Annotated in this window: 20 protein-coding genes and 1 tRNA gene; 8 read left to right on the forward strand and 13 right to left on the reverse strand. The window is 58.0% G+C overall.

Annotation, left to right across the window (positions count from 1 at the left end):
- Nucleotides 1-89: 89 nt before the first annotated feature.
- Nucleotides 90-1,349, reverse strand: coding sequence for a Y-family DNA polymerase (locus tag ACN0TA_RS00150; RefSeq protein ID WP_417578608.1), 1,260 nt, complete (start codon nucleotides 1,347-1,349; stop codon nucleotides 90-92).
- A complete protein-coding gene (locus tag ACN0TA_RS00155) occupies nucleotides 1,346-1,777 on the reverse strand; it encodes a LexA family protein (protein ID WP_417578609.1) in 432 nt (143 codons plus the stop codon). The genes ACN0TA_RS00150 and ACN0TA_RS00155 overlap by 4 nt, the downstream gene beginning before the upstream one ends.
- Nucleotides 1,778-1,887: 110 nt before the next feature.
- Between ACN0TA_RS00155 and ACN0TA_RS00160 the strand changes: the two genes are divergently transcribed.
- The 3 genes from ACN0TA_RS00160 to ACN0TA_RS00170 all read left to right on the forward strand — a co-directional run bounded on the left by ACN0TA_RS00160 (nucleotide 1,888) and on the right by ACN0TA_RS00170 (nucleotide 3,346).
- On the forward strand, nucleotides 1,888-2,562 hold the full coding sequence (locus ACN0TA_RS00160) for an SOS response-associated peptidase (RefSeq protein WP_417578610.1): 675 nt from the start codon (nucleotides 1,888-1,890) through the stop codon (nucleotides 2,560-2,562).
- An 89-nt stretch (nucleotides 2,563-2,651) separates the two neighbouring features.
- Nucleotides 2,652-2,900 (forward strand): Rap1a/Tai family immunity protein, encoded by a 249-nt coding sequence (locus ACN0TA_RS00165; RefSeq protein WP_417582003.1) that lies wholly within the window; start codon nucleotides 2,652-2,654, stop codon nucleotides 2,898-2,900.
- A 53-nt stretch (nucleotides 2,901-2,953) separates the two neighbouring features.
- On the forward strand, nucleotides 2,954-3,346 hold the full coding sequence (locus ACN0TA_RS00170) for a thermonuclease family protein (protein WP_417578611.1): 393 nt from the start codon (nucleotides 2,954-2,956) through the stop codon (nucleotides 3,344-3,346).
- Nucleotides 3,347-3,366: 20 nt separating this feature from the next.
- On the opposite strand, the gene ACN0TA_RS00175 is transcribed toward ACN0TA_RS00170, so the two are convergent.
- The 3 genes from ACN0TA_RS00175 to ACN0TA_RS00185 all read right to left on the reverse strand — a co-directional run bounded on the left by ACN0TA_RS00175 (nucleotide 3,367) and on the right by ACN0TA_RS00185 (nucleotide 5,204).
- A complete protein-coding gene (locus ACN0TA_RS00175; RefSeq protein WP_417578612.1) occupies nucleotides 3,367-4,743 on the reverse strand; it encodes a S1C family serine protease in 1,377 nt (458 codons plus the stop codon).
- Between the two features lie 82 nt (nucleotides 4,744-4,825).
- Nucleotides 4,826-5,029, reverse strand: a complete 204-nt coding sequence (locus ACN0TA_RS00180) for a hypothetical protein (RefSeq protein WP_417578613.1) — start codon at nucleotides 5,027-5,029, stop codon at nucleotides 4,826-4,828.
- A 98-nt stretch (nucleotides 5,030-5,127) separates the two neighbouring features.
- Nucleotides 5,128-5,204, reverse strand: a tRNA-Arg gene (locus ACN0TA_RS00185).
- Nucleotides 5,205-5,384: 180 nt separating this feature from the next.
- On the opposite strand from ACN0TA_RS00185, the gene ACN0TA_RS00190 reads away from it, so the two are divergent.
- On the forward strand, nucleotides 5,385-6,731 hold the full coding sequence (locus ACN0TA_RS00190) for a vanadium-dependent haloperoxidase (protein WP_417578614.1): 1,347 nt from the start codon (nucleotides 5,385-5,387) through the stop codon (nucleotides 6,729-6,731).
- Nucleotides 6,728-8,317, forward strand: coding sequence for a CRTAC1 family protein (locus tag ACN0TA_RS00195; protein ID WP_417578615.1), 1,590 nt, complete (start codon nucleotides 6,728-6,730; stop codon nucleotides 8,315-8,317). Before ACN0TA_RS00190 ends, ACN0TA_RS00195 begins: the two co-directional genes overlap by 4 nt.
- Nucleotides 8,318-8,410: 93 nt before the next feature.
- Here ACN0TA_RS00195 and lepA read toward each other — a convergent pair whose 3' ends face one another.
- The gene (gene lepA, locus ACN0TA_RS00200) at nucleotides 8,411-10,225 is read right to left on the reverse strand and encodes a translation elongation factor 4 (RefSeq protein ID WP_417578616.1); all 1,815 of its coding nucleotides are present in this window, start codon (nucleotides 10,223-10,225) and stop codon (nucleotides 8,411-8,413) included.
- Nucleotides 10,226-10,351: 126 nt separating this feature from the next.
- Between lepA and ACN0TA_RS00205 the strand changes: the two genes are divergently transcribed.
- The gene (locus tag ACN0TA_RS00205; RefSeq protein ID WP_417578617.1) at nucleotides 10,352-11,110 is read left to right on the forward strand and encodes an extensin family protein; all 759 of its coding nucleotides are present in this window, start codon (nucleotides 10,352-10,354) and stop codon (nucleotides 11,108-11,110) included.
- 1 nt (nucleotide 11,111) lies between these two features.
- Here the strand turns inward: ACN0TA_RS00205 and ACN0TA_RS00210 are convergent, their stop codons facing one another.
- Nucleotides 11,112-11,981 carry a hypothetical protein gene (locus tag ACN0TA_RS00210; protein ID WP_417578618.1) on the reverse strand — a complete coding sequence of 290 codons (870 nt, stop codon included), beginning with the start codon at nucleotides 11,979-11,981 and terminating at the stop codon, nucleotides 11,112-11,114.
- Between the two features lie 234 nt (nucleotides 11,982-12,215).
- Here ACN0TA_RS00210 and mbfA point away from each other — a divergent pair, with 234 nt between their 5' ends.
- On the forward strand, nucleotides 12,216-13,196 hold the full coding sequence (gene mbfA / locus ACN0TA_RS00215; RefSeq protein WP_417578619.1) for an iron exporter MbfA: 981 nt from the start codon (nucleotides 12,216-12,218) through the stop codon (nucleotides 13,194-13,196).
- A 20-nt stretch (nucleotides 13,197-13,216) separates the two neighbouring features.
- Here the strand turns inward: mbfA and ACN0TA_RS00220 are convergent, their stop codons facing one another.
- A complete protein-coding gene (locus ACN0TA_RS00220; RefSeq protein ID WP_417578620.1) occupies nucleotides 13,217-13,699 on the reverse strand; it encodes a DUF2306 domain-containing protein in 483 nt (160 codons plus the stop codon).
- A gap of 85 nt (nucleotides 13,700-13,784) precedes the next feature.
- Here ACN0TA_RS00220 and ACN0TA_RS00225 point away from each other — a divergent pair, with 85 nt between their 5' ends.
- A complete protein-coding gene (locus tag ACN0TA_RS00225; protein ID WP_417578621.1) occupies nucleotides 13,785-14,612 on the forward strand; it encodes a LytTR family DNA-binding domain-containing protein in 828 nt (275 codons plus the stop codon).
- A 52-nt stretch (nucleotides 14,613-14,664) separates the two neighbouring features.
- On the opposite strand, the gene infB is transcribed toward ACN0TA_RS00225, so the two are convergent.
- The 5 genes from infB to trmB all read right to left on the reverse strand — a co-directional run bounded on the left by infB (nucleotide 14,665) and on the right by trmB (nucleotide 20,978).
- The gene (infB, locus tag ACN0TA_RS00230) at nucleotides 14,665-17,265 is read right to left on the reverse strand and encodes a translation initiation factor IF-2 (RefSeq protein ID WP_417578622.1); all 2,601 of its coding nucleotides are present in this window, start codon (nucleotides 17,263-17,265) and stop codon (nucleotides 14,665-14,667) included.
- Nucleotides 17,262-17,879 (reverse strand): RNA-binding protein, encoded by a 618-nt coding sequence (locus ACN0TA_RS00235; RefSeq protein ID WP_417578623.1) that lies wholly within the window; start codon nucleotides 17,877-17,879, stop codon nucleotides 17,262-17,264. The genes infB and ACN0TA_RS00235 overlap by 4 nt, the downstream gene beginning before the upstream one ends.
- A 57-nt stretch (nucleotides 17,880-17,936) precedes the next feature.
- On the reverse strand, nucleotides 17,937-19,547 hold the full coding sequence (gene nusA, locus ACN0TA_RS00240; protein ID WP_417578624.1) for a transcription termination factor NusA: 1,611 nt from the start codon (nucleotides 19,545-19,547) through the stop codon (nucleotides 17,937-17,939).
- Nucleotides 19,548-19,551: 4 nt separating this feature from the next.
- Nucleotides 19,552-20,181: a ribosome maturation factor RimP gene (rimP, locus tag ACN0TA_RS00245; RefSeq protein WP_417578625.1), complete on the reverse strand. Its 630-nt coding sequence runs from the start codon at nucleotides 20,179-20,181 to the stop codon at nucleotides 19,552-19,554.
- 95 nt (nucleotides 20,182-20,276) lie between these two features.
- Nucleotides 20,277-20,978: a tRNA (guanosine(46)-N7)-methyltransferase TrmB gene (trmB, locus tag ACN0TA_RS00250; protein WP_417578626.1), complete on the reverse strand. Its 702-nt coding sequence runs from the start codon at nucleotides 20,976-20,978 to the stop codon at nucleotides 20,277-20,279.
- Nucleotides 20,979-21,020 lie beyond the last annotated feature (42 nt).

Consider the following 21,020-nt stretch of genomic DNA (forward strand, 5'->3'; position numbering starts at 1 on the left):
CAACTCTGCCTTCCAAACCATTAATATTGCAGGAGAGTTCCGTGCGCTTTCCCTAACCAGTACTTGGCGATGTTCAATTCCCTCTAATTCTAACGGGCCGTCGGCACGTCATCCCAAACCGTGGTGTATGGAGGCGTCCGCATATCGAACGTGGCCGCCCAGGGCTTCCGGATACCGGCTGACGCAATCCCCAGTGAGCCGCGACCCCAACGGGAGTTGATGCTGTCCATCGCTGCCATCGCCTTTCCTCCACGCTCCGGGTCCAGATCGGCGAACAGCACACGTTGAGCCTGTTCGGGCCGCACCAACTCGTCGGTCATGAGCCCGGCCTTTGAATAGCGAAATCCTGGCTTCCATATCCGCTCTGCTGCCCGGATGGACGCCGCGACAAGTTTTCGGGTGTCGTTGGTCGCCTCTGCCAAGCGGACCGCCAGCGATACGCTCCGGTGCGGGCCGTTATCGAATGGGCTCGTGTGCATAAAGACCGTGACCCGGTCTGTCGCCAGACCCCATTTTCGCAACTTCTCACCCAACCGCGTGGCGTATGAGGCGACAGCTTGTCTCATATTCTCGAGATCGGTCACGCGCTGGCCGAAACTTCGCGTCACTGCGCAGCCCTTCCTCAACGGCTGAACGTCCTCGAATGCAATGCAGGGGCGGCCGTTCAGCTCATGCACCATCCGTTCGCCCACAACCGTCAGCAACTGGCGGGCGCGCTTGGGGTCCATCGCAGCGAATTGCCCGGCGGTCTCGATGCCGAGCGCGGCAAGTTTCTTGGCCGTCTGGCGGCCCACTCCCCAAACGTCGCCAATAGGAAACCGGGCCATGACGTCGCGCCGGAACTCGTCATCTATGAGATCGCAAACGCCTGCCGGGTCCGATTTCGCCCAACGGTTGGCCAGCTTCGCCAATGTTTTGGTCGGCCCGATCCCTACACAGGTCGGGATGCCCGTCCATTGCAACGCGGTGGCCCGCAGGTCGCACGCCCATTCACGCCGATCGGGCAACGCGAGCGGGGCCATGTCGATAAAGCTCTCGTCGATCGAGTAGATTTCAATATCGGGCGAAAAGCGCTCATAGACCAGGTTAAGCCGCCGGCTCATGTCGCCATAGAGCGTATAATTGGAGCTGAACACCGCGACGTTCTCCCGGCGGCACAGGTCTTTGATCTGGAAATACGGGTGGCCCATCTTGATACCGAGGGCTTTCGCTTCGGGCGTCCGGGCAACTGCGCAGCCGTCATTGTTCGACAGGACGATTACCGGCCGATAATTCAGCCGCGGATCAAATACCCGTTCGCATGAGCAATAGAAGCTGTTGCCGTCGATCAGCGCGAACATCGAGGTCATGGCGCAAGATCCCTCAGCGCCCAGGTCACAACGCCCCAGATCGTGATATCGGCGCTCTCTCCCGGTTCAAACGGCGGGAGGCGGTGGTTTTCGTTTATGAGCCGGATAACGCCATGCCGCTTTATCAGCCGCTTCACGGCGGGTTCGCCATCGATCACCGCGAGCACGATCGAGCGATGCTTGGGCGTCAACGAGCGGTCGACGATGATTCGGTCGGAATGGAAAATGCGAGCGTCGATCATGCAGTCACCCGCGACTTTCCAGATGAATGTGGCGACGGAATTGCGGATAAGAATGTCGTTGAGATCGATTGTGTCTTCGACGTAATCGTCGGCCGGGCTTGGAAAACCGGCGTGGGCTGTGCGACCCATCACTGGCACAAGCACGATGCTTGTTCGCTCGACTTTCCAAATTTTGGCCGCGCCCATCTCGTTCTCCGCACCTATGATCCGGCACAGGTAGCAATAAGAACAAAAAAAGAACAAGCTGGAAAGCGATCACGTTTTGCGTTTTGATGTGGAACGAGGGAGTATGACCAATGTGCAATCTTTACAGCCATACATCGAACCGTCAGGCGATTATCGACCTGACGCGCGCCATGACCGTTTCCGACAACGTGGGCAATCTCGAACCCATGCCGGGCATTTTCCCAGACTACCCGGCGCCGATCGTGCGCAACCTGGATGGTGAACGCGAATTGGTAATGGCGCGGTGGGGAATGCCGAGCCCGCAATTTGCCTTGAAGGGAAAGAAGACGGACCCCGGCGTGACCAACATTCGAAACACCAAAAGCCCGCACTGGAGGCGGTGGCTGGGCGTCGAGAACCGATGCGTTGTGCCATTCACATCGTTCAGCGAGTTCGACCACACCCCAGGCCCGGGCGGAAAGAAAAACGGCGACACATGGTTCGCTTTGGAGGAAACCCGCCCCTTGGCGTTCTTCGCTGGCATTTACGTCCCCGATTGGACCTCAACGCGGAAGATGAAAGAGGGCGAAGTGACAACCGACCTCTATGGCTTTCTCACCTGCGAACCCAATGCCGAAGTCGGTGCAATCCATCCCAAGGCCATGCCGGTGATCCTGACGACAACCGAAGAGATAGAGACCTGGCTGGCGGCGCCTTGGGAAGAGGCAGCATCGTTGCAGCGTCCTTTACCTGATGGGGCGCTTGAGATAGTGGCGGTGGGGCAGAAGAGGGACGAGGCAGCATGAGTTTATCGAAAGCGCCCAAATGGACTGTCGCGCTACTGACTTGCCTGTTCTTCTGTACTCCGGCCCTTGGTCAGAGCAGCTTGGTTATCATGAATGGCAACGAGCTGCACAGCGAGTGTCAGCGCCGCTCCCCCATATGCGTTGGCTACGTCACTGGCGTAGCAGACGCCTTAGAGGCGGTAACGGGATCGGTTCCCCACACATGTCGGCCAGAACAGGTTGAATTAGAGCAAATACTCGATCTGGCGGCGCAAGCCCTACAGGACAAGCCAGAAAGTCGGCATCGTCCTGCGTTCAATTTTCTGGTCGACGTCTTTGTTGGGGCGTGGCCTTGTTGAAGAGCCACGTCGCAATCTGTCGTCTTGCTCGAAACGCCCTGCTAGCTTCCGTCATGTTGGCAGCTTCACCGAGCCATGCCCAATACATTCAATGGGAAAAGTGCCGACCCGGCCAGCCCAACACCCCTGATAAGACATGTGTCGTCGATGGCGACACGATATGGATCGATGGCGTCAACGTCCGCATGGAAGGCTACGACACGCCCGAACCTCAAACGAATATCTGCGGTGGCGAGCGAGAGAAGGCATTGGCCGGACAAGCGTCCGACCGGCTTGTCGAGCTGCTCAACACCCGGTCATGGACGCTGGAGCTTTCAGGCTCTCAGGGTGGGTTCGGTCGTGAGATCGGCACGATCTATATCGATGGGCGCGACGTCGGCGAAATCCTGGTCGAAGAGCGCTTGGCGCGGTGGTGGCCGGACGGCGATGAGTGGTGGTGCGGCTGACACGCAATCGCAGCCCGCGGCTACTCGCAAACTATTGGGGTAACTGCAGCCGCTACGCCGTCTGGGAGACCAGCATCGAAGATATGGGTCTTTTGCGGCTTCGTTTGATACTCGATGCCGCTACCGTCGAGAAACCGCCTCAGCGTGGAGCCCTTAACGGCCCAATTTATATTCTGAGGAATGAAACCTCCGATTTCAGCCAACTGTAGGCTTGCGGTTGCGACAGCCACTCCAAGAACGGTCCCCATGCTGTCGATAACAGGCCCGCCCGAATTCCCTGGCTGAAGAGGCGCCGTGAGGGTGAAATTTGCTTCGTCGTCCGCGAAGCCATTTACCGCGCTGACTACCCCGGTGGTGAAGTTCAGGCCGGTATTAACCAGCCCGTATAATGGATACCCTACCGCAGAGACCTCCCTACCGAGGCGGATATCATCTTCCGTCGAGATGCTGAGGAAAGAAGCCGAGCGACCGCTGTAGCGAAGCACAGCCAAGTCAACTAGTTCGGTTGAAGCAAGGATATCTGCAGTCAGCCCGTCGGGCGTAGAAATCTTGCTACACTGGGCCACCACATGGTGGTTCGTTACGATTATATCTGGCGCGATGAAAAAGCCGGTACCCGTCCCGCGAGCGGCGCCATCATCGTCCTCCTCAAGTTCCTCCGCAGCTCGAAGAAGCAATTCAACGAGGTTTACGATTTCGGCGTCTTCTATCTCCTTCAACGGCCCGAAACGATACGACGCGCTTATATAGCTCAGGTGATCTTCCGCGAAAGGCGCAACGTCTACCCAGAGGGAGACCCAGGACCGCCCGGTCCAATCACTGCGCAAATACGAGCTCCCCGCTTCCGTCCGCACTGCCGTAACCCATCGCTGATCGCTTCTAACGATATAGGGTGTACCGATGGCAGCTCGCGCCAAGTTGTTATGCACAACCGTGAGTTCAGCCGGATCTTCAATCAGGACTTCAACGCCGATGCCTTCGCCCAGAAACGCGGTCCCCGTCGAAGAATACTGCTCGCGCACAAGGCTGGCGGGCAATCCGATCGTTACATCGTAGCGGGGCAGATAAGTTTCAGTCCATTCGAGCTCGTCAACCCGTGCCATGCCATCCAGAATAAGAGGGATCAGCCCGTAGTTGACGACCTCTTCACCGCCGAAGTTCGCCTGGCTATAGGATTGGACTGCGCTTGCCGATAACGGCCCCCATTCGCCATCCCAAAGTCCTGCGTAGTGGCCTGTGAAGGTCAACGCCCGCTGCAGTATCTGTATTTCCGCCGGCGTGAAGTCAGCCGGGTCAAAAGGCTCATCCAATGCCGGCGTTGCGCCCACAGCGGTCTGCGCAACTGCGAGATAAACAGCAAGAACCAGCGCCCGTAACGGAAATACCCAACTTTCCATTGTTCCCCCTATCGACCGGAGAATGCACCATTCTGGCAACTAAGAAAAGTTCGCCGTCCAGCACGCCCGATCATCTCGTTGACTATATCTTTCGGTTGGCCAACTTGTTCCTGATCCAAACGATTGCGACGCCCCAGAACGCGCCGCCCGCAACAGCGGTCGTTGGCGAACGAAAAGCGCCCGCGTCGTCAGCGGGGACGCCGTTCATCACAAACAGCATGTAGCCCGTGCCGCCGATCACCGCGCCGATCATCGCACCATAGTGCCAATACCAGTCTTTTTTCATGCACACGTCCCTTTGGTTCGCCACACGCTTTGTGTGGGATCGCTGTGTGGGGCGAGGCAAGAAAAGAGGCGATTTTCGCTCTAAGTCTTTGAAAAGATTGGTGCACCCGACACGATTCGAACGTGTGACCTCTGCCTTCGGAGGGCAGCGCTCTATCCAGCTGAGCTACGGGTGCCCGGGGCGCGGGGCGCGCCCTAGTTGTTCGGCGGGAACCTACTGTAAGCCGGGGCGGTTCGCAACAGGGATTTCGTACGGATTTGGCGGGAATGGCAACACCTATTCATCGTTGGTCCGCCCTTGCAGCGGAACAAACAGCGTGCATAGATGCGGCAATCAAGAAGTGTTGGGAGGCACGATGGGGGATACTTGGTGGGAGGCGATTGGGGCAAGGCTGCATGCCGGAGGAATAGCCTTAGTTCTTGTCATCGGCGCGACCCTTCCGGGCCACGCTGCGCCTCAGACCCCGACGGCCCGGGATGTGTTGGTTGGGTGGAACCAGCTAATTTTAGAATTGGTGCGGCATACTCCCACTTATTCACCGCCTGTTGCCAGCCGCGCCTTCGCCTATCTAGGCGTAACCGCTTACGAAACAGTGGCAAGCGGGGACGGTGAGCTTGTCTCGCTGGCCGGTCAACTTAACGCGCTCGAACCTTTGCCGAGGCGAGCGCCAGATGTGGTCTACGAAGAGGCCATTGTGCTCCATGCGGCCATGCGCTTTGGAGCCAACGCGTTTTTCGGCAATACCGGCCCCACGGGCCAACGCGCCATGGAAGCAATGGGCAGCCGCACCATGGCGATGCTGATCGATGGCATTGATGGAGACGTCGTTGCACGCAGCACGGCTTTGGGAACCGCAATCGGACAGCACATTTTGCAGTGGTCGCTCGATGACGGGGGCGCCGTCGTTGAAAACCTCGGTTTTCCCTACGATTTCGAGGCCGTTGAGGACCCAGCCATATGGGTGCCAACCAACCGTGTCGCCGTACAACAGGCCCCGCTACTTCCGGGATGGAGGCACAACCGCCCCTTCGCAATGCCTGCTGGCAATAGCTGCGCGCTGCCACCGCCGCCCACATTCAGCGAGGTGCCTGGGTCCGCCTTTCATGACGAGGCAATGGAAGTTTACGACGCTGTGATCAATCTTTCCCAAGAGCAGGAAACCATCGCCCGATTTTGGTCTGACGACCCCATGCTGTCACCCACCCCACCCGGCCACTGGATATTTCTGACCCTCGACGCGCTTGAGGGCCAGAATGCGGACCTTGCGGAGACCGCAGATGTTCTGGCTCGGCTTGGCGTGGTGCTGGCCGACGCATTTATTGGCTGCTGGGATTCCAAGTACCAGTACAATCTGGTTCGACCAGTGACCTATCTCAACAGGCTTGTCGATGCGAGCTGGCAGCCGATTTTGATTACACCGCCCTTCCCTGAATATCCGTCCGGTCATTCGACGCAATCTGGTGCTGCAGCCGGGATGCTAGAGGCCCATTTTGGAAGCAATTTTGCGTTTTCCGACCGTACGCACGAAGATGACGGGCTGGCTGTCCGCCACTTCTCCAGCTTCTGGGAAGCGGCAGAAGAAGCGGCAATCTCTCGGCTCTACGGTGGTATTCATTTCCGCTCTGCCATCGAACAAGGACTTGAACAGGGCCAGTGTATAGCGGGGTTTACCAACGCGCTTGTAACTCGAGCGCAATCATGAAGCGCTATATGATGGGGCTTTTGTTGCTTGCCACTCCTGTGCTGAGCCAGGAGCCGACAGTTCCAAGCTTTGCTGACGTGAGTGCAAGCGCTGGAATCGACAGCGTTTTTTCCGGCGGATGGGAATATATGGTTGGCGGAGGAGTCGCTGTGTTTGACTGCGACGACAACGACATGCCCGACATGGTGCTTGCAGGTGGAACAGCTAAGGCCAAATTTTATCGCAACACCGGCCAGCAAGGCAATGATTTGAGTTTTGCTGAGTTTGAAAGCGGGCTTGAGCTCGAGGCAGCTACCGGGGCCTATCCACTCGATATAGACGGCGACGGCAACATGGACATCGTCGTCTTACGGGTTGGCGAGAACCAGCTTATGCGCGGCCTTGGGAATTGCCGGTTTGAAAGCGCAAATGCCGATTGGGGGTTTGATGGGGGCGAGGGCTGGTCGACGGCCTTTGCAGCAACATGGGAGACTGGAGAGCACTGGCCGACTTTGGCTTTCGGCAACTATATCGATCGCGACGAGCCAATGATGCCCTGGGGATCGTGCACCGACAATTGGTTGCACCGTCCGAGCGGCGCCGAATTGGGCTTCGATGTTCCGATCCCGCTGACGCCAAGCTATTGCGCACTCTCGATGCTGTTTACCGACTGGAATCGATCGGGCGCGCCCGCACTGCGAGTGTCCAATGACAGGGAGTATTACAAAGGCGGTCAGGAACAGCTCTGGCGCATACAACCGGGGTCAGCGCCGGCGCTTTATGGCCCGGACGACGGTTGGCAGCGTCTGCGCATCTGGGGAATGGGCATTGCCAGCAGTGACCTCAATGCAGACGGATACCCGGAGTATTTTCTGACGTCGATGGCTGACAACAAGCTTCAGGTTCTTTCCGAAATTCCTCAGGAGGGCGAACCTGTTCCCGTTTATGCCGATCTGGCCTTTGCACGCGGAGTGACTGCACACCGCCCCTATACCGGCGGTGAAATCAAACCTTCGACCGCCTGGCACGCCCAGTTCGAAGACGTCAACAATGACGGTCTGACCGATCTGTTTGTCGCAAAGGGCAATGTCTGGGAGATGCCCGATTTCGCGCTTCTTGATCCCAACAATTTGCTGCTTCAGCGTCGTGACGGAACGTTTACCGAAGCCGGGGAACAGGCTGGCGTCGCCAGCCTTCTGACTGCCCGGGGCGCCGCGCTCGCCGATTTCAATCTCGACGGCAAGCTCGATCTGATCGTGATCAATCGCCATGACAAGGCCCAGCTGTGGCAAAACGTCAGCGAGGATATTGGGCACTGGATTGCCGTTGCCCCCGAACAGGACGACGCCAATCGCAACGCTATCGGTGGCTGGATCGAGGTTCAGACCGGCGATCTCACTCAGCGTCGCGAGATAACCTCAGGCGGGGGCCATGTGAGCGGGGTGGCTGGATATGTCCACTTCGGGCTTGGCGACGCATCCAATGCGCAAGTTCGCGTGCTTTGGCCCAACGGCGCGCTGGGCCAATGGCACAGTTTGGACGCCGGTGTTTTTTATAGCATCAGTCCTGATCGTGTCTCTTCAACCGGCGATCCAGACCTGAACTGAACTGCCATCAGGGGCCACGCTTTAGACCACTCTCCCGCACAAAAAAGGCAAAAAGGGCGCCGATTTATTGGCGCCCTAGGTTTGAGTACTAACTCAATCGTCCATCTTGAGAGCCTTGATAAAGGCTTCCTGGGGGATTTCGACCTTGCCAAATTGGCGCATCTTCTTTTTACCCTCTTTCTGCTTTTCAAGCAGCTTGCGCTTGCGAGTCGCGTCGCCGCCATAACATTTGGCCGTCACGTCCTTGCGCATGGCACGTACCGTCTCGCGCGCGATGATGCGCCCGCCGATAGCAGCCTGGATCGGAATGACGAACAGGTGCGGCGGGATAAGATCCTTTAGCTTCTCGCACATCTGGCGGCCGCGATGTTCAGCCTGACTGCGGTGCACAAGCATCGAAAGCGCATCGACGGGCTCGGCGTTGACAAGGATGCTCATCTTGACCAGATCCCCGGCCCGGTATTCATCAAGCTGGTAGTCAAAGCTGGCATAGCCCTTCGAGATGGACTTCAGTCGGTCGTAGAAATCGAAAACCACTTCATTGAGTGGCAAATCATACTCCACCATGGCACGCTGGCCGACATAGGAGAGATTGGTCTGAATGCCACGGCGATCCTGGCAGAGCTTGAGAATCGCACCAAGATATTCGTCGGGTGTCAGTATCGTCGCTTTGATCCACGGCTCGCGGATTTGCTCGATCTTTACCGGATCGGGCAGATCGGCGGGATTGTGCAGCATCAATTCGGTGCCATCAATAAGCTGGATCTCGTAGACAACCGAAGGCGCAGTGGTGATCAGATCGAGGTTGAACTCGCGACTTAGCCGCTCCTGAATGATCTCAAGATGGAGCAGTCCGAGGAAACCGCAACGGAACCCGAAACCGAGAGCTGCCGACGTTTCCATCTCGAACGAGAAACTGGCATCGTTCAATCTCAGCTTGCCCATTGCGGCGCGCAGATCGTCAAAATCCGAAGCGTCGACTGGGAACAATCCGCAGAACACCACAGGCTGAGCCGGACGGAAGCCGGGGAGCGGCTCGGCGGTCGGCTTGCGATCGTCGGTAATAGTATCGCCAACATTTGTATCGGCGACTTCCTTGATGCTGGCTGTGAAGAACCCGATTTCGCCTGGCCCGAGCTCGCCCACTTCAACGAGTTTTGGCGTGAAGACACCAACCCTGTCGAGTTCATAGGACGCGCCCGCCTGCATCATGCGGATTTTCTGTCCCTTCTTGATGCGGCCATCGATCACGCGGATCAGCACCACCACGCCCAGATAGAGATCGTACCAGCTATCGACCAGCAGTGCTTTGAGCGGCGCTGTCTCATCGCCCTTGGGGGCCGGCAGGCGTTCTACGATTGCGGCAAGTACCTTATCGATACCCAGCCCGGTCTTGGCGGAAATTTCGACAGAATCAGAAGCGTCGATACCGATCACGTCTTCGATCTGCTGTTTCACACGCTCCGGCTCGGCAGCGGGCAGATCGATCTTGTTGAGGACCGGCACAATCTCGTGGTTCACCTCGATCGCATGATAAACGTTGGCAAGGGTCTGTGCCTCGACGCCCTGTGCAGCGTCAACAACAAGAAGCGAGCCTTCGCACGCAGCCAGCGACCGGTTGACCTCGTAGGCAAAGTCGACGTGCCCTGGAGTATCTATTAGGTTAAGCACGTAATGCTCGCCATCTGTGTGCTCATATTCGAGCCGCACGGTCTGGGCCTTGATGGTGATACCGCGCTCGCGCTCGATATCCATCGAGTCGAGCACCTGCTCTTTCATCTCGCGCAAATCCAGCCCGCCAGTGAGCTGGATCAGGCGATCGGCAAGCGTGGATTTCCCATGGTCGATATGCGCCACGATGGAAAAATTGCGAATGCGGGAGAGCGGGGTCTTCTGCGGTGTTTTCATGGGCCCGCTGATAGCAGCAAACCCAGCGTTTCGGGAAGATGGTTTGTGCATCGTTAATGCCAGTTTTGGCAACGTGTAGCGTCTTTGCGCGTTCAATTGGTGCCGAACCGCGCTCTGGAGCCCCAAATGACCCGCATAACCCTGCTGATTATCTTCGCTCTGACTGCTTTGGTTCCGGCTAATGGACAGGATGGAGAACCTCCTTTGCCCCAACCGCGACCTCAGGGACTGGGAGCCGCCCCTCAACCGGAACCGACCAATGCGGAAGAAGGGTCAGGTCAAGAAGATGCCGACACCGATAGCCAGAAGGGTGAACTTGATCGCGTTTATCAAACAGCGTGTCCCGCCCTGCTGTCAGGGTTGGTTGTGGGCGAGATACTACCCCCTCTGTCCGAGGGCACTTGCGGGCTGCAAAGCCCGATTGCTGTATCGGCCATCCTTGTCAACGGGCGCAGTATTCCTCTCACGGGCTCGCCGGTAACCAATTGCGCCGCAGTAACGGCGCTGGCCGATTGGGCGCGCGAGGTCGATGCCTATGCGGGGGCAGTGCTCGACACAGAGATCGAAAGCCTTGCGACAGGTCCGGGCTACCAGTGCCGGTTACGTAACGGCGCCGATTCCGGCTTTGTTTCTGAGCATGGACTGGGCAACGCATTGGATATTTCGGCAATCAATCTTGCTGATGGTGCGACCATATCGGTGCTTGAGGACTGGAGGGCGCTGCCGGCCCAGCCAGAATCCAAACTGCTTACGTTCGCTCATTCGGCTGCTTGTGGTCGTTTCACGACGGTGCTTGGGCCGGAAGCCAATTCAGATCACGCCGATCATTTTCACTTCGATCTGGGCTGCCACGGTCGAACCTGCACAGCCCAAATCTGCGAATAGATTACTGCCGGAGCTGAAGTGCGATAAGTGCGCCCTGCTGCAGTTGGGGTACCAGCACTATCGAATCAAAATTCGAAATATCCGCGCCACCAGCACCCACATTGGCGATCTCGATGGCTTGTCCGTCTTCCAGAACATAGATCGCACCCGTTGGATTGTCGTTGAAAAGGATTGTCCCTCCAATGATCGCGACGCCGTCTATGGCACCTATTCCGGTTGCGCCTTCGATCGGGATCACCTCAGATCCATCCACTGGAGCACTGTAGAGCCCACCTGGGGTGCCGAAGGTAAAATCATCGCCCATATCGGCGCCCATCGAACCGATGATGATTTCTCCATCGTGGGCCAACAGGCCGTTGGGGAAACTCAATGCATCATCGGGCCCGAGCCAGATCGAGGCTGCGCCATCCGCGTAGCGCCAGATTGTCTGGCCGAACATGTCGGAAATGTAGACGTTGCCTTCATCATCGGCGGTCACATCATTTGGAAAAGCGGCCCCCTCCAAAACGACAGTCTCAATGGGTGATCCATCAGCCAACGAAACGATATGGAAACCCATGTTGTCAGCAACAAAGAGCTTGTCGTCGACAATCGCCATGCCGCGCGGATCTTGAAAGCCTGTGGCCCAGTTCACCTCAATCATCTCACCGCGACTGGAGACCAGTGACAAGAAACCATCTTCGCCAGCGTCCGCGCCCATGGCGACCATGTTGCCGACGATGATGACACCATTTGCTCGGTCGTAAATCGCTGATTCGGGCGTCTGCAAACCATCGAGCCGCCAAATTTCCGTCGCTTCCATACTCAAGGCTGGTAGCACAATTGGCGATATGGCACAGGCTGCCAACAGTACGATCGGCATATTCTTCATTGCTTTTCTCCTCACAACGACGCCCTCCACCTGACGTCGGAGATCAAACTTTAGCAACCTGTTGGCCGTGTGTCATTGTTGGTTCAGGCATCGCGTTGCCTCTCCGCATCCGTAAGCTTCGCTCGTGGCTCATGGCGCAGATGAGCGCGTCCGAGGCAGCGACGCAAAAGGTGGTTGCAAGCTTCAGATCTTAGTTTAGAATTATTCTAATCTATAATCAGCGAGTCTCCTGCCATGTTGTCCCGTTTCCTTACTGCGCGTCGCGATTTTTCAACTCTTTCTGAAAAGGAAATTCTCGCGCTTGCCATATCGGCCGAGGAAGAAGATGGCCGCATCTATGGCGCCTACGCCGATCGCCTGCGCGACGACTATCCGGCCAGTGCGGCTGTTTTCGATGGGATGGCAGCGGAAGAGGACGAGCATCGTCAATTGCTGATTGAACGTTACGCGGCACGCTTCGGCCCATCCATAGTGCCGATCAGGCGCGAACACGTACGTGGGTTTTATTCACGCAAGCCGGTCTGGCTGATGGCAGAACTCGATGTAGAAACCGTGCGCAACCAGGCCCGGGAGATGGAACGGGATGCCGCGCGATTTTACGCCGAAGCCATCAAGCGGACGCGCGATGCAGAAACCCGCAAGCTCCTGGGAGATCTTGAGCGGGCGGAGCGCGGGCATGAGCAAAAGGCCAGAACGCTTGCGGACAGCCATCTTGATCCCGAAAGCCTTAAGACTGAAAAAGACTCAGCGCACCGCAGTTTCGTTCTGACCTATGTCCAACCTGGTCTCGCCGGGCTGATGGACGGTTCGGTTTCCACACTGGCTCCGATCTTTGCCGCCGCCTTTGCGACGGGCGACACATGGTCGACCTTCCTGATCGGGCTGGCGGCCTCGGTTGGTGCCGGCATTTCCATGGGATTTACCGAAGCGGCCAGCGATGATGGAAAATTGACTGGGCGCGGCTCGCCCATCAAGCGAGGCTTTGCCTCCGGCATCATGACCACGCTTGGTGGGTTAGGGCACGCCCTGCCCTACCTCATTCCACATTTCTGGACAGCAACCGTGCTGGCGATGGCCATTGTGGTCATTGAGCTGTGGTCGATTGCCTGGATCCAGAAGCGGTTCATGGACACGCCCTTCTGGCGCGCCGTCATGCAGGTTGTGTTGGGTGGGTCTCTGGTCTTTGCCGCAGGGATCATAATCGGAAACGCCTGACCGACCCGTAAGCCTGCCGGTCAGGATATTTGGCGTCCGCGTCGATAGCGGATGGCCACGAGCAATGCGGCAAGAGCGATAGACGCCAGCATTGCCGTCGCCCCGCCGTCGGCAAACACCACAGCGTGCATTCGGCGCCCCGGCAGCAATGTGAACGCGCCTGCAAGGATCAGTGCGCCCACGTAAATTCCGATCATGTGCCCGCGATGCGCTTTGACATCTCCTGAACGGATGGCCATCACCGCCTGTGACAACCCGAACAAGGTGTAGAGCGACAGGCCGTGAATAAGGCTATAGGGCCCGAGCATGCGAACTTCGGTTATGAAGAAAGATGACAGCGCAACACCGATCATCAGGACGATCCAAATGCGCCCGAGCACCTTATGGGCCATGGTGCCCTTTTTCATCGCCAGCACGATGGTTCCGATCAACAAGGCCAACACAGCGCAGCCCGCATGGACCTGAATTGCAAATGTCGAGACGACAAGAGGTGTTGCATCCATGAGGGCACTCCGGCAAGAATTGACATGAGAACGTCGGCTGTGCGCAGAAAGCTGCACACCGCTCCTAGAGCGCAAGCGGCAATACGTGACAGGGGAAAATGGCTTCGTGAATGGCACGCCATTGCAATTGACGCTTCGCGAATTGCGAGCCGTCTATGCCAATCCCATAAGCTTGTCGATCATGGCTTGTGTAGGGGCGATTGCGGGAATAACCGGACCTTTTGGCACCTTCAGTGCTTTATCGCTAGGCGCCAGATTGGCATACTGGCTGGCCATAGTCTTCCTCACATTTGGTGCCGGCATGGTGGGTGGCACCCTTTCCGAAGCTCTTTTCGCGCGGCTGACATCACCCCTTCTCTGGCGTCTTGCTGTCGGCGGCATCGGCGCCTCCGTGCCGGTAACCGGCACCGTTGTCCTGATCTCGGCGCTGGCCTTCCCCGATCTGTCGGTGACTGGGATCAGTCTGGGCATGCTTTATGGCTACTGTCTCGCCATCAGCCTCGCGTTGATGGCAATACTGGAAATCGCAAATCCGCCCAATACACCCGGCGTCCTGCCGTTTGACGGTTCCGGCCCGAGCCAGGAAATACCGAATACGGATCCGAAACTGCTCGACCGCCTGCCCAAGAACGCACGCGCTCCACTCAGCCATCTCTCGATGGCTGATCATTATGTCGAAGTGCACACTGAAAGAGGTATGTCGCTGGTTCTGATGCGGTTTTCTGATGCCATGGCCGAAACCGATGGTGTTGCCGGGTTACAGATCCATCGCAGCCATTGGGTTTCAAAGGCGGCCGTTTCCGGTCTCGAACGCGTCGACGGTCGCTTCGTCGTCCGCACGCGCTCCGGCGCTACGCTTCCTGTTTCGCGCAGTTTTTTGAGTTCGGTTCGTGCTGCACTGATCCCAAAATAAAAAACGCGGACCAAGGGTCCGCGTTTTTGCATTTAATCTCTGCGATAGAGCACTACAGCGTGCGCTGTACCTTTTCGACGCGATAGCATTCGATGACGTCGCCAGCGCGCATGTCTTCATACTTTTCGAACGCCATACCGCATTCCTGACCGGACTGGACTTCCTTGACCTCGTCCTTGAAACGCTTGAGCGTCGAAAGCTTGCCTTCGTGGATAACCACGTTGTCGCGAATGAGACGCACACCGGCGCCACGTTCGACCATACCATCGGTAATCCGGCAGCCAGCAACTTTGCCAACCTTGGAGATGTTGAATACCTCCAGGATTTCGGCATTGCCCAGGAACGTTTCGCGCACTTCAGGCGCCAACATGCCGCTCATCACGCCTTTAACGTCGTCGATAAGGTCGTAGATAATATTGTAGTACCGGACTTCGATGCCTTCACGCTGGGCCAAATCGGCGGCTTGCTTGTTGGCACGAACGTTAAAGCCGATAACCACGGCACCCGACGCTGTTGCCAGCGTCACGTCGGACTCGGTGATACCGCCAACGCCCGAATACAGGATCTGCGCCGAAACTTCATCGGTCGAGAGCTTGTTAAGCGCGGTAACAATCGCTTCGACCGAACCTTGAACGTCGCCCTTGATAAGCAGCGGGAACTTGGCAATGCCCGAAGCCTTGAGCTGGTTCATCATCTGCTCGAGCGAAGTCGCACCACCGCCGGCCGTCTTTTCACGAATGACGCGCTGACGATATTCGGTGATTTCGCGGGCACGTGCTTCGCTTTCAACAACAGCGAACCGATCGCCGGCGTCAGGGACGCCAGAAAAGCCCAACACTTCGACCGGCGTGGAGGGGCCCGCGGTCTTCACCTGGGCACCCTTGTCGTCGATAAGTGCACGGACCTTGGCCCACTCATTACCTGCAACAACGATATCGCCAACGCTGAGCGTACCGCGCTGCACGAGAACCGTAGCGACAGCGCCACGGCCCTTGTCGAGCTTGGACTCGATGACCAGGCCCTGGGCAGAACCGCTCTGTGGCGATTTGAGTTCAAGCACCTCGGACTGCAACAGCACCGCTTCGAGCAAACCATCGAGATTGGTTTTCTTGAGTGCGGACACCTCGACGTCGAGCACTTCACCGCCCATCGATTCAACGAACACTTCGTGCTGAAGCAGTTCGGTGCGAACGCGGGTAGAATCTGCGCCCTGTTTGTCGATTTTGTTGATCGCCACGATGATCGGAACACCAGCAGCCTTGGCGTGCTTGATGGATTCAATCGTCTGGGGCATCACGCCGTCGTCGGCAGCAACCACCAGAATGGCAATATCGGTCGCCTGCGCACCACGGGCACGCATGGCTGTGAACGCCTCGTGACCCGGGGTATCAAGGAAGGTGATCTTCTGGCCGTTCTTTTCGACCTGATAGGCACCGATATGCTGAGTGATACCACCAGCTTCGGTCGACACGACATTGGCTTCGCGGATCGCATCGAGCAGCGAGGTCTTGCCGTGGTCGACGTGGCCCATGATGGTCACAACCGGCGGACGATTTACCAGATCACCAACCTCGTCGTCGGCAACGTCGTCAAACAGGCCGCCTTCAACGTCGCTCTCGGCGACGCGTTTTACCGTGTGGCCCATTTCAGTGGCGACCAGTTCCGCAGTGTCGGCATCGATTACGTCGTTGATCTTGAGCATCTGGCCCTGAGCCATGAGCAATTTGATCACATCGACAGCGCGCTCGGCCATACGATTGGCCAGTTCGGCAACCGTGATCGCCTCTGGGATCGTTACTTCGCGCGCCAGCTTGGGTTGAGCGACCTTTGTGTTGCGGCCCATCTTCTTGTTCTGGCGACGCCGCATGGCGGCCAGCGAGGGACCACGGCGATCGCTGTCATCGAGCGCGGAATTGACGTTCAAACGGCCACGCGAGTTTGAATCGCGGCGCGCTGGCGTTGCACTCGGGCGCGGCGCGGCATTGCGCTTGGCACGTTCGAGCTCGTCCTTGTCCACAAGGGCCTTCGGGCCGGGCGCTGCACGGCGGCGCACGCGGTCGTCCTCGCCTTCACCCGGAGGCGGCGGAGGTGGCATGTCCGGCTGAGCAGCGCGCGGGCTCGGCTTGGCAACGGGCTTGGGACGCGATTGGCCAGCCTTGACCGGCACGATCCCGTCGAGTTCCTCATTGGCAGCCTCACGGGCCTTTTCTGCCTCCACTGCAGCGGCGCGGCGTTCAGCCTCTTCGCGCTCGGCCTTGCGGCGAGCGTCGATCTCGGCGTGACGCTGGGCTTCTTCTTCGGCCTTGGCGCGATCATCCTCGGCACGTGCTGCGGCCTCACGCAGAGCGCGTTCGCGGGCCTGGTTCTCATTTTGGGTGAGACTGGCCGAGTTTGCGTTCTGTCGCGGACTCGCCGATTGCGGGCGCCCGCCCGGACGGGAAGGCTGAGGCCTGCCGCCACCTGATGCATTACCACCCGACTGTTGAGGCGCGCCCGTACCGGGCCCACCCACGCGGCGGGTGCGCTTTTCAACAACGACGGTGCGTGAGGACCGCGACATGCCGGGACGCGAGCCAAGATTTGGCGCACCCTTGAGGGTCAGGGTCTTTTTGCCCGAACCCGAATTGTCGCTGGTCTTGTCCTTATCGGTCATATGGTGCCGTCTTCTTCTCTGTCTGTGGCGTTGAAATGGGCAAGCCGATTTGCCCGTTCAATCACCGAATTTGCTGCCGCGCCGGGAGTCAGCGCAGCGTGTATCACATTTTCGAGCCCCAATGCCAAACCCAATTGGGTCGACGAGAGAGATTCGATATGGACCAGCCTGTCGGCGACTTCGCCGCGCCGGGCCCATTGCAGCATCTTGCGGCGTCCGTCGGGAGCTGCATCGCTGGCAGTAATCAGCGCGCCCACACGTCCCGATTCAAGAACCGAGGCGACTTTGGCGGCGCCTGTTACCAGCGCACCCGCCTTGCGCGCCAACCCAAGGCTGCCTGTCAGCCGCTGTTCTAACCGGGTCCGCACCTGTTCCGCAAGGTCAGGCGGCACAGACACGTTTTCCTTGAGGCTTCGCGCAAATACCTTTTTGCGCACCGCCTCACTTACAGCATCGGCAGAAAGGGTGATCCAGACGCCGCGACCAGGGGCCCTGGCGTCAACATCAGGCGCCAAATCCCCATCGGGCGAGACCGCGAAGCGGATGAGCGCGGATGCGGGCTTTTCGGCCCGCGTGAGCGCGCACATCCTGTCTACATCTTTTTCGCGGCCCAATTGCGGCGCCCTTTTACCCTATTGCCGTCGTTCTCCTCATTGGAGAGGCAGCGTTGTTTACTCGGCCACTTCGTCTTCTGCCGGCACTTCGTCTTCAACGACTTCCGGCTGCGGCAGATCCTCTTCAGAAATCCAGCCAGCCTTGAGCCGTGCCGTCATGATCATGTCTTCAGCTTCTTCCCTGGAAAGGGGGAAAGCCGATAGGGTGCCGTCAAAACGCTTGGTCTCGCCATCCTTGCGTTCGGTCCAGCCAATCAGATCGTCGGCGATATTGCCCGCAAAATCTTCAATAGACCTGATTTCATCCTTGCCAAGTGCAACAAGCATTGCTGCCGAAAGACCAGGAATGTCGTAGAGCGCGTCCTCCACACCGAGCTTTTTGCGCTCTTCGTCGAGTTCGCGTTCCTGTGCATCAAGGAACTCAGTGGCGCGGTTCTGGATTTCTCCAGCGGTTTCTTCGTCAAACCCACCGATAGAGGCAATTTCCGCGAGGTCGACATAGGCGAGCTCCTCGATTGAGGAGAAGCCTTCCGATGCGAGCAACTGAGCGACCATCTCATCGACATCGAGCGAGTTCATGAACAACGCCGTCCGCTCGGTAAATTCCTTCTGGCGGCGTTCGGATTCTTCTTGCTCAGTCAGAATGTCTATATCCCAACCGATCAACTGACTGGCCAGTCTTACGTTCTGGCCGCGGCGGCCAATCGCAAGCGAAAGCTGCTCGTCGGGCACCACCACTTCAATGCGCTCAGCCTGTTCGTCGAGCACCACCTTGGCAACGTCGGCTGGCTGGAGCGCGGATACCACCAGATCTGCTATATTGTTCGTCCAAGGGATAATATCAATCTTTTCTCCCTGCAATTCTCCGACAACCGCCTGAACACGCGAACCGCGCATCCCCACGCAGGCGCCGACAGGATCGATCGAGGAGTCCGAGGAGGTCACTGCAATCTTAGCGCGCGAGCCCGGATCACGGGCGATCGAACGGATTGTGATGATGCCGTCGTAGATTTCCGGCACTTCCTGGGCAAACAGCTTGGCCATGAACTGTGGGTGGGTACGCGAAAGGAAAATCTGCGGCCCACGCTGCTCGCGGCGCACGTCGTAAATATAGGCCCGCACCCGGTCGCCATAGCGGAACTGTTCACGTGGAATGAGTTCGTCGCGCCGGATGATAGCTTCGCCACGTCCCAAATCGACGATTACGTTGCCATACTCGACGCGTTTGACGCTGCCGTTAATGATCTCGCCAACACGATCTGCATATTCTTCGTACATGCGGTCGCGTTCGGCATCGCGCACCTTCTGGACGATAACCTGTTTTGCCGACTGCGCTGCAATACGGCCGAATTCGATCGGGGGCAGAGGCTCGGTGACGTAGTCGCCAAGCTTGGCGGCATCGTTCTTGCCCAGGGCTTCTTTGAGCGAAATCTGACGGCCGTATTCTTCAACGCGCTCAACGATTTCAAGCAGGCGCCACAAGCGCAGCTCGCCGGTACGCGGATTGATCTCGGCCTTGACCTCGGTTTCCGCACCATAGCGCGCCTTGGCAGCGCGCTGAATGGCCTCTTCCATCGCCTCGATAACGATCATGCGGTCGATGGACTTTTCGCGCGCCACGGCATCGGCGATCTGCAAAAGCTCCAACCTGTTCGCTGAAACGGCCATTGGATCAATTCTCCTGGGTTCGCTCGTCGGCATCTGCGCCGTCGGTTTCGTCAATGATGGTTTCGACGTCCTCGTCGGCTTCGTCGTAATCCGGGTTTTCTGCCTGCGCCTTGCGGGCTGCATCGAGCAACTTGTCGGTCATCAGCAGCTTCGCGTCGGCCAGAAGCGCCAGAGGCAAAACATGAACCGGATCGGTACCGGCCGGAGCATCGGGAAGGCGGATTGAAAACGTGTCTTCGTCAGCACCAACAATATCGCCACGGAAGCGCTTGCGGCCCTCGATCATTTCGGCGAGTTCAACTTTGGCCTCATGCCCAGCCCAGGCGGCGAAGTCACGGGCGCGCACCAGCGGCCGGTCGACACCGGGCGAAGAAATCTCAAGGTGATACTCACGGTCGATCGGATCTTCAAGGTCGAGCACAGGGTTGAGGTCGTGATGGAGCTTTTCGCAATCGGTGATGGCGAAATGCCCGTTATCGTCCTCACACATTATCTGCAGTGTGCAACCATTATCATTGCTGATGCGCACGCGAACAAGATCGTAGCCGAGCGATTCCGCAACCGGTTCGACGATTGCCGCAACACGAGCCTCGAGCGCGGATTCGCGGATGTAGCGTTTGGTATTGCTGATCATGCTTACCCTGATTGAGGTAATAAAAAAGAGCGGGGCCGGTCGGCACCCACTCTCTCATTTTCCGAGATTGTTACGGGTCATATAGCGCTCTCGCGTCACAAACGCAAGAACTGGAAATAATAGCTCTTCATTCGCCCCTGCCGCCGCGCCTTCTGCTCATAGCGCGTGGCCTTCCATCCCCGATAGGGAAGATGCCAGGCGCCGGGCTCGGCGATCGGCCACTGGAAACCGTCCGTCCGCAAGACATGGGCCAGCGTCCAGTTGGCATAGTCTTCGATGTCGGTGGCGAAACGGAATTTACCGCCGGGTTTGAGCACGCGGGCGAACTCGGCAAGTATCTTGAACTGGATCAGCCTGCGCTTGTGATGACGCGGTTTGGGCCAGGGATCAGGATATAGCACGTACAAGCAGTCGACCGAGGCATCGGGCATAACGGCAAGCAGCTTGATGACGTCATCGGGGAAAAGCGCGATGTTTCCGATGCCGTCATTGTCGATGGTTTCGAGCAGTTTGCCGATCCCGCCGGTAAACACCTCGCAACCGATAAAACCATCATCGGGATTTTGGCCAGCAATGCGAGCGAGATGCTCGCCGCCCCCATAACCGATCTCGAGGTGTATGCGCTCGGCTCGTGGAAACAAAGCAAGCGGATCAACGGGTTGCGAGATGTCGACAGTGAGCTCTGGAAGCAGCGTTTCGAACAGGGCCTGCTGGCCCTTATGCAACTTCTTGCCGGCACGACGCCCGAAAAAGGCACGCGGCCCCTTTGGGTCCTGCGGAATGGGTTTGGACGTCATAGCTTCACTAACAAAAAACAAAAGCGCGGCGAATTGCGCCGC

This window comes from Pelagibacterium sp., assembly GCF_048264985.1.
Lineage (GTDB): Bacteria > Pseudomonadota > Alphaproteobacteria > Rhizobiales > Devosiaceae > Pelagibacterium.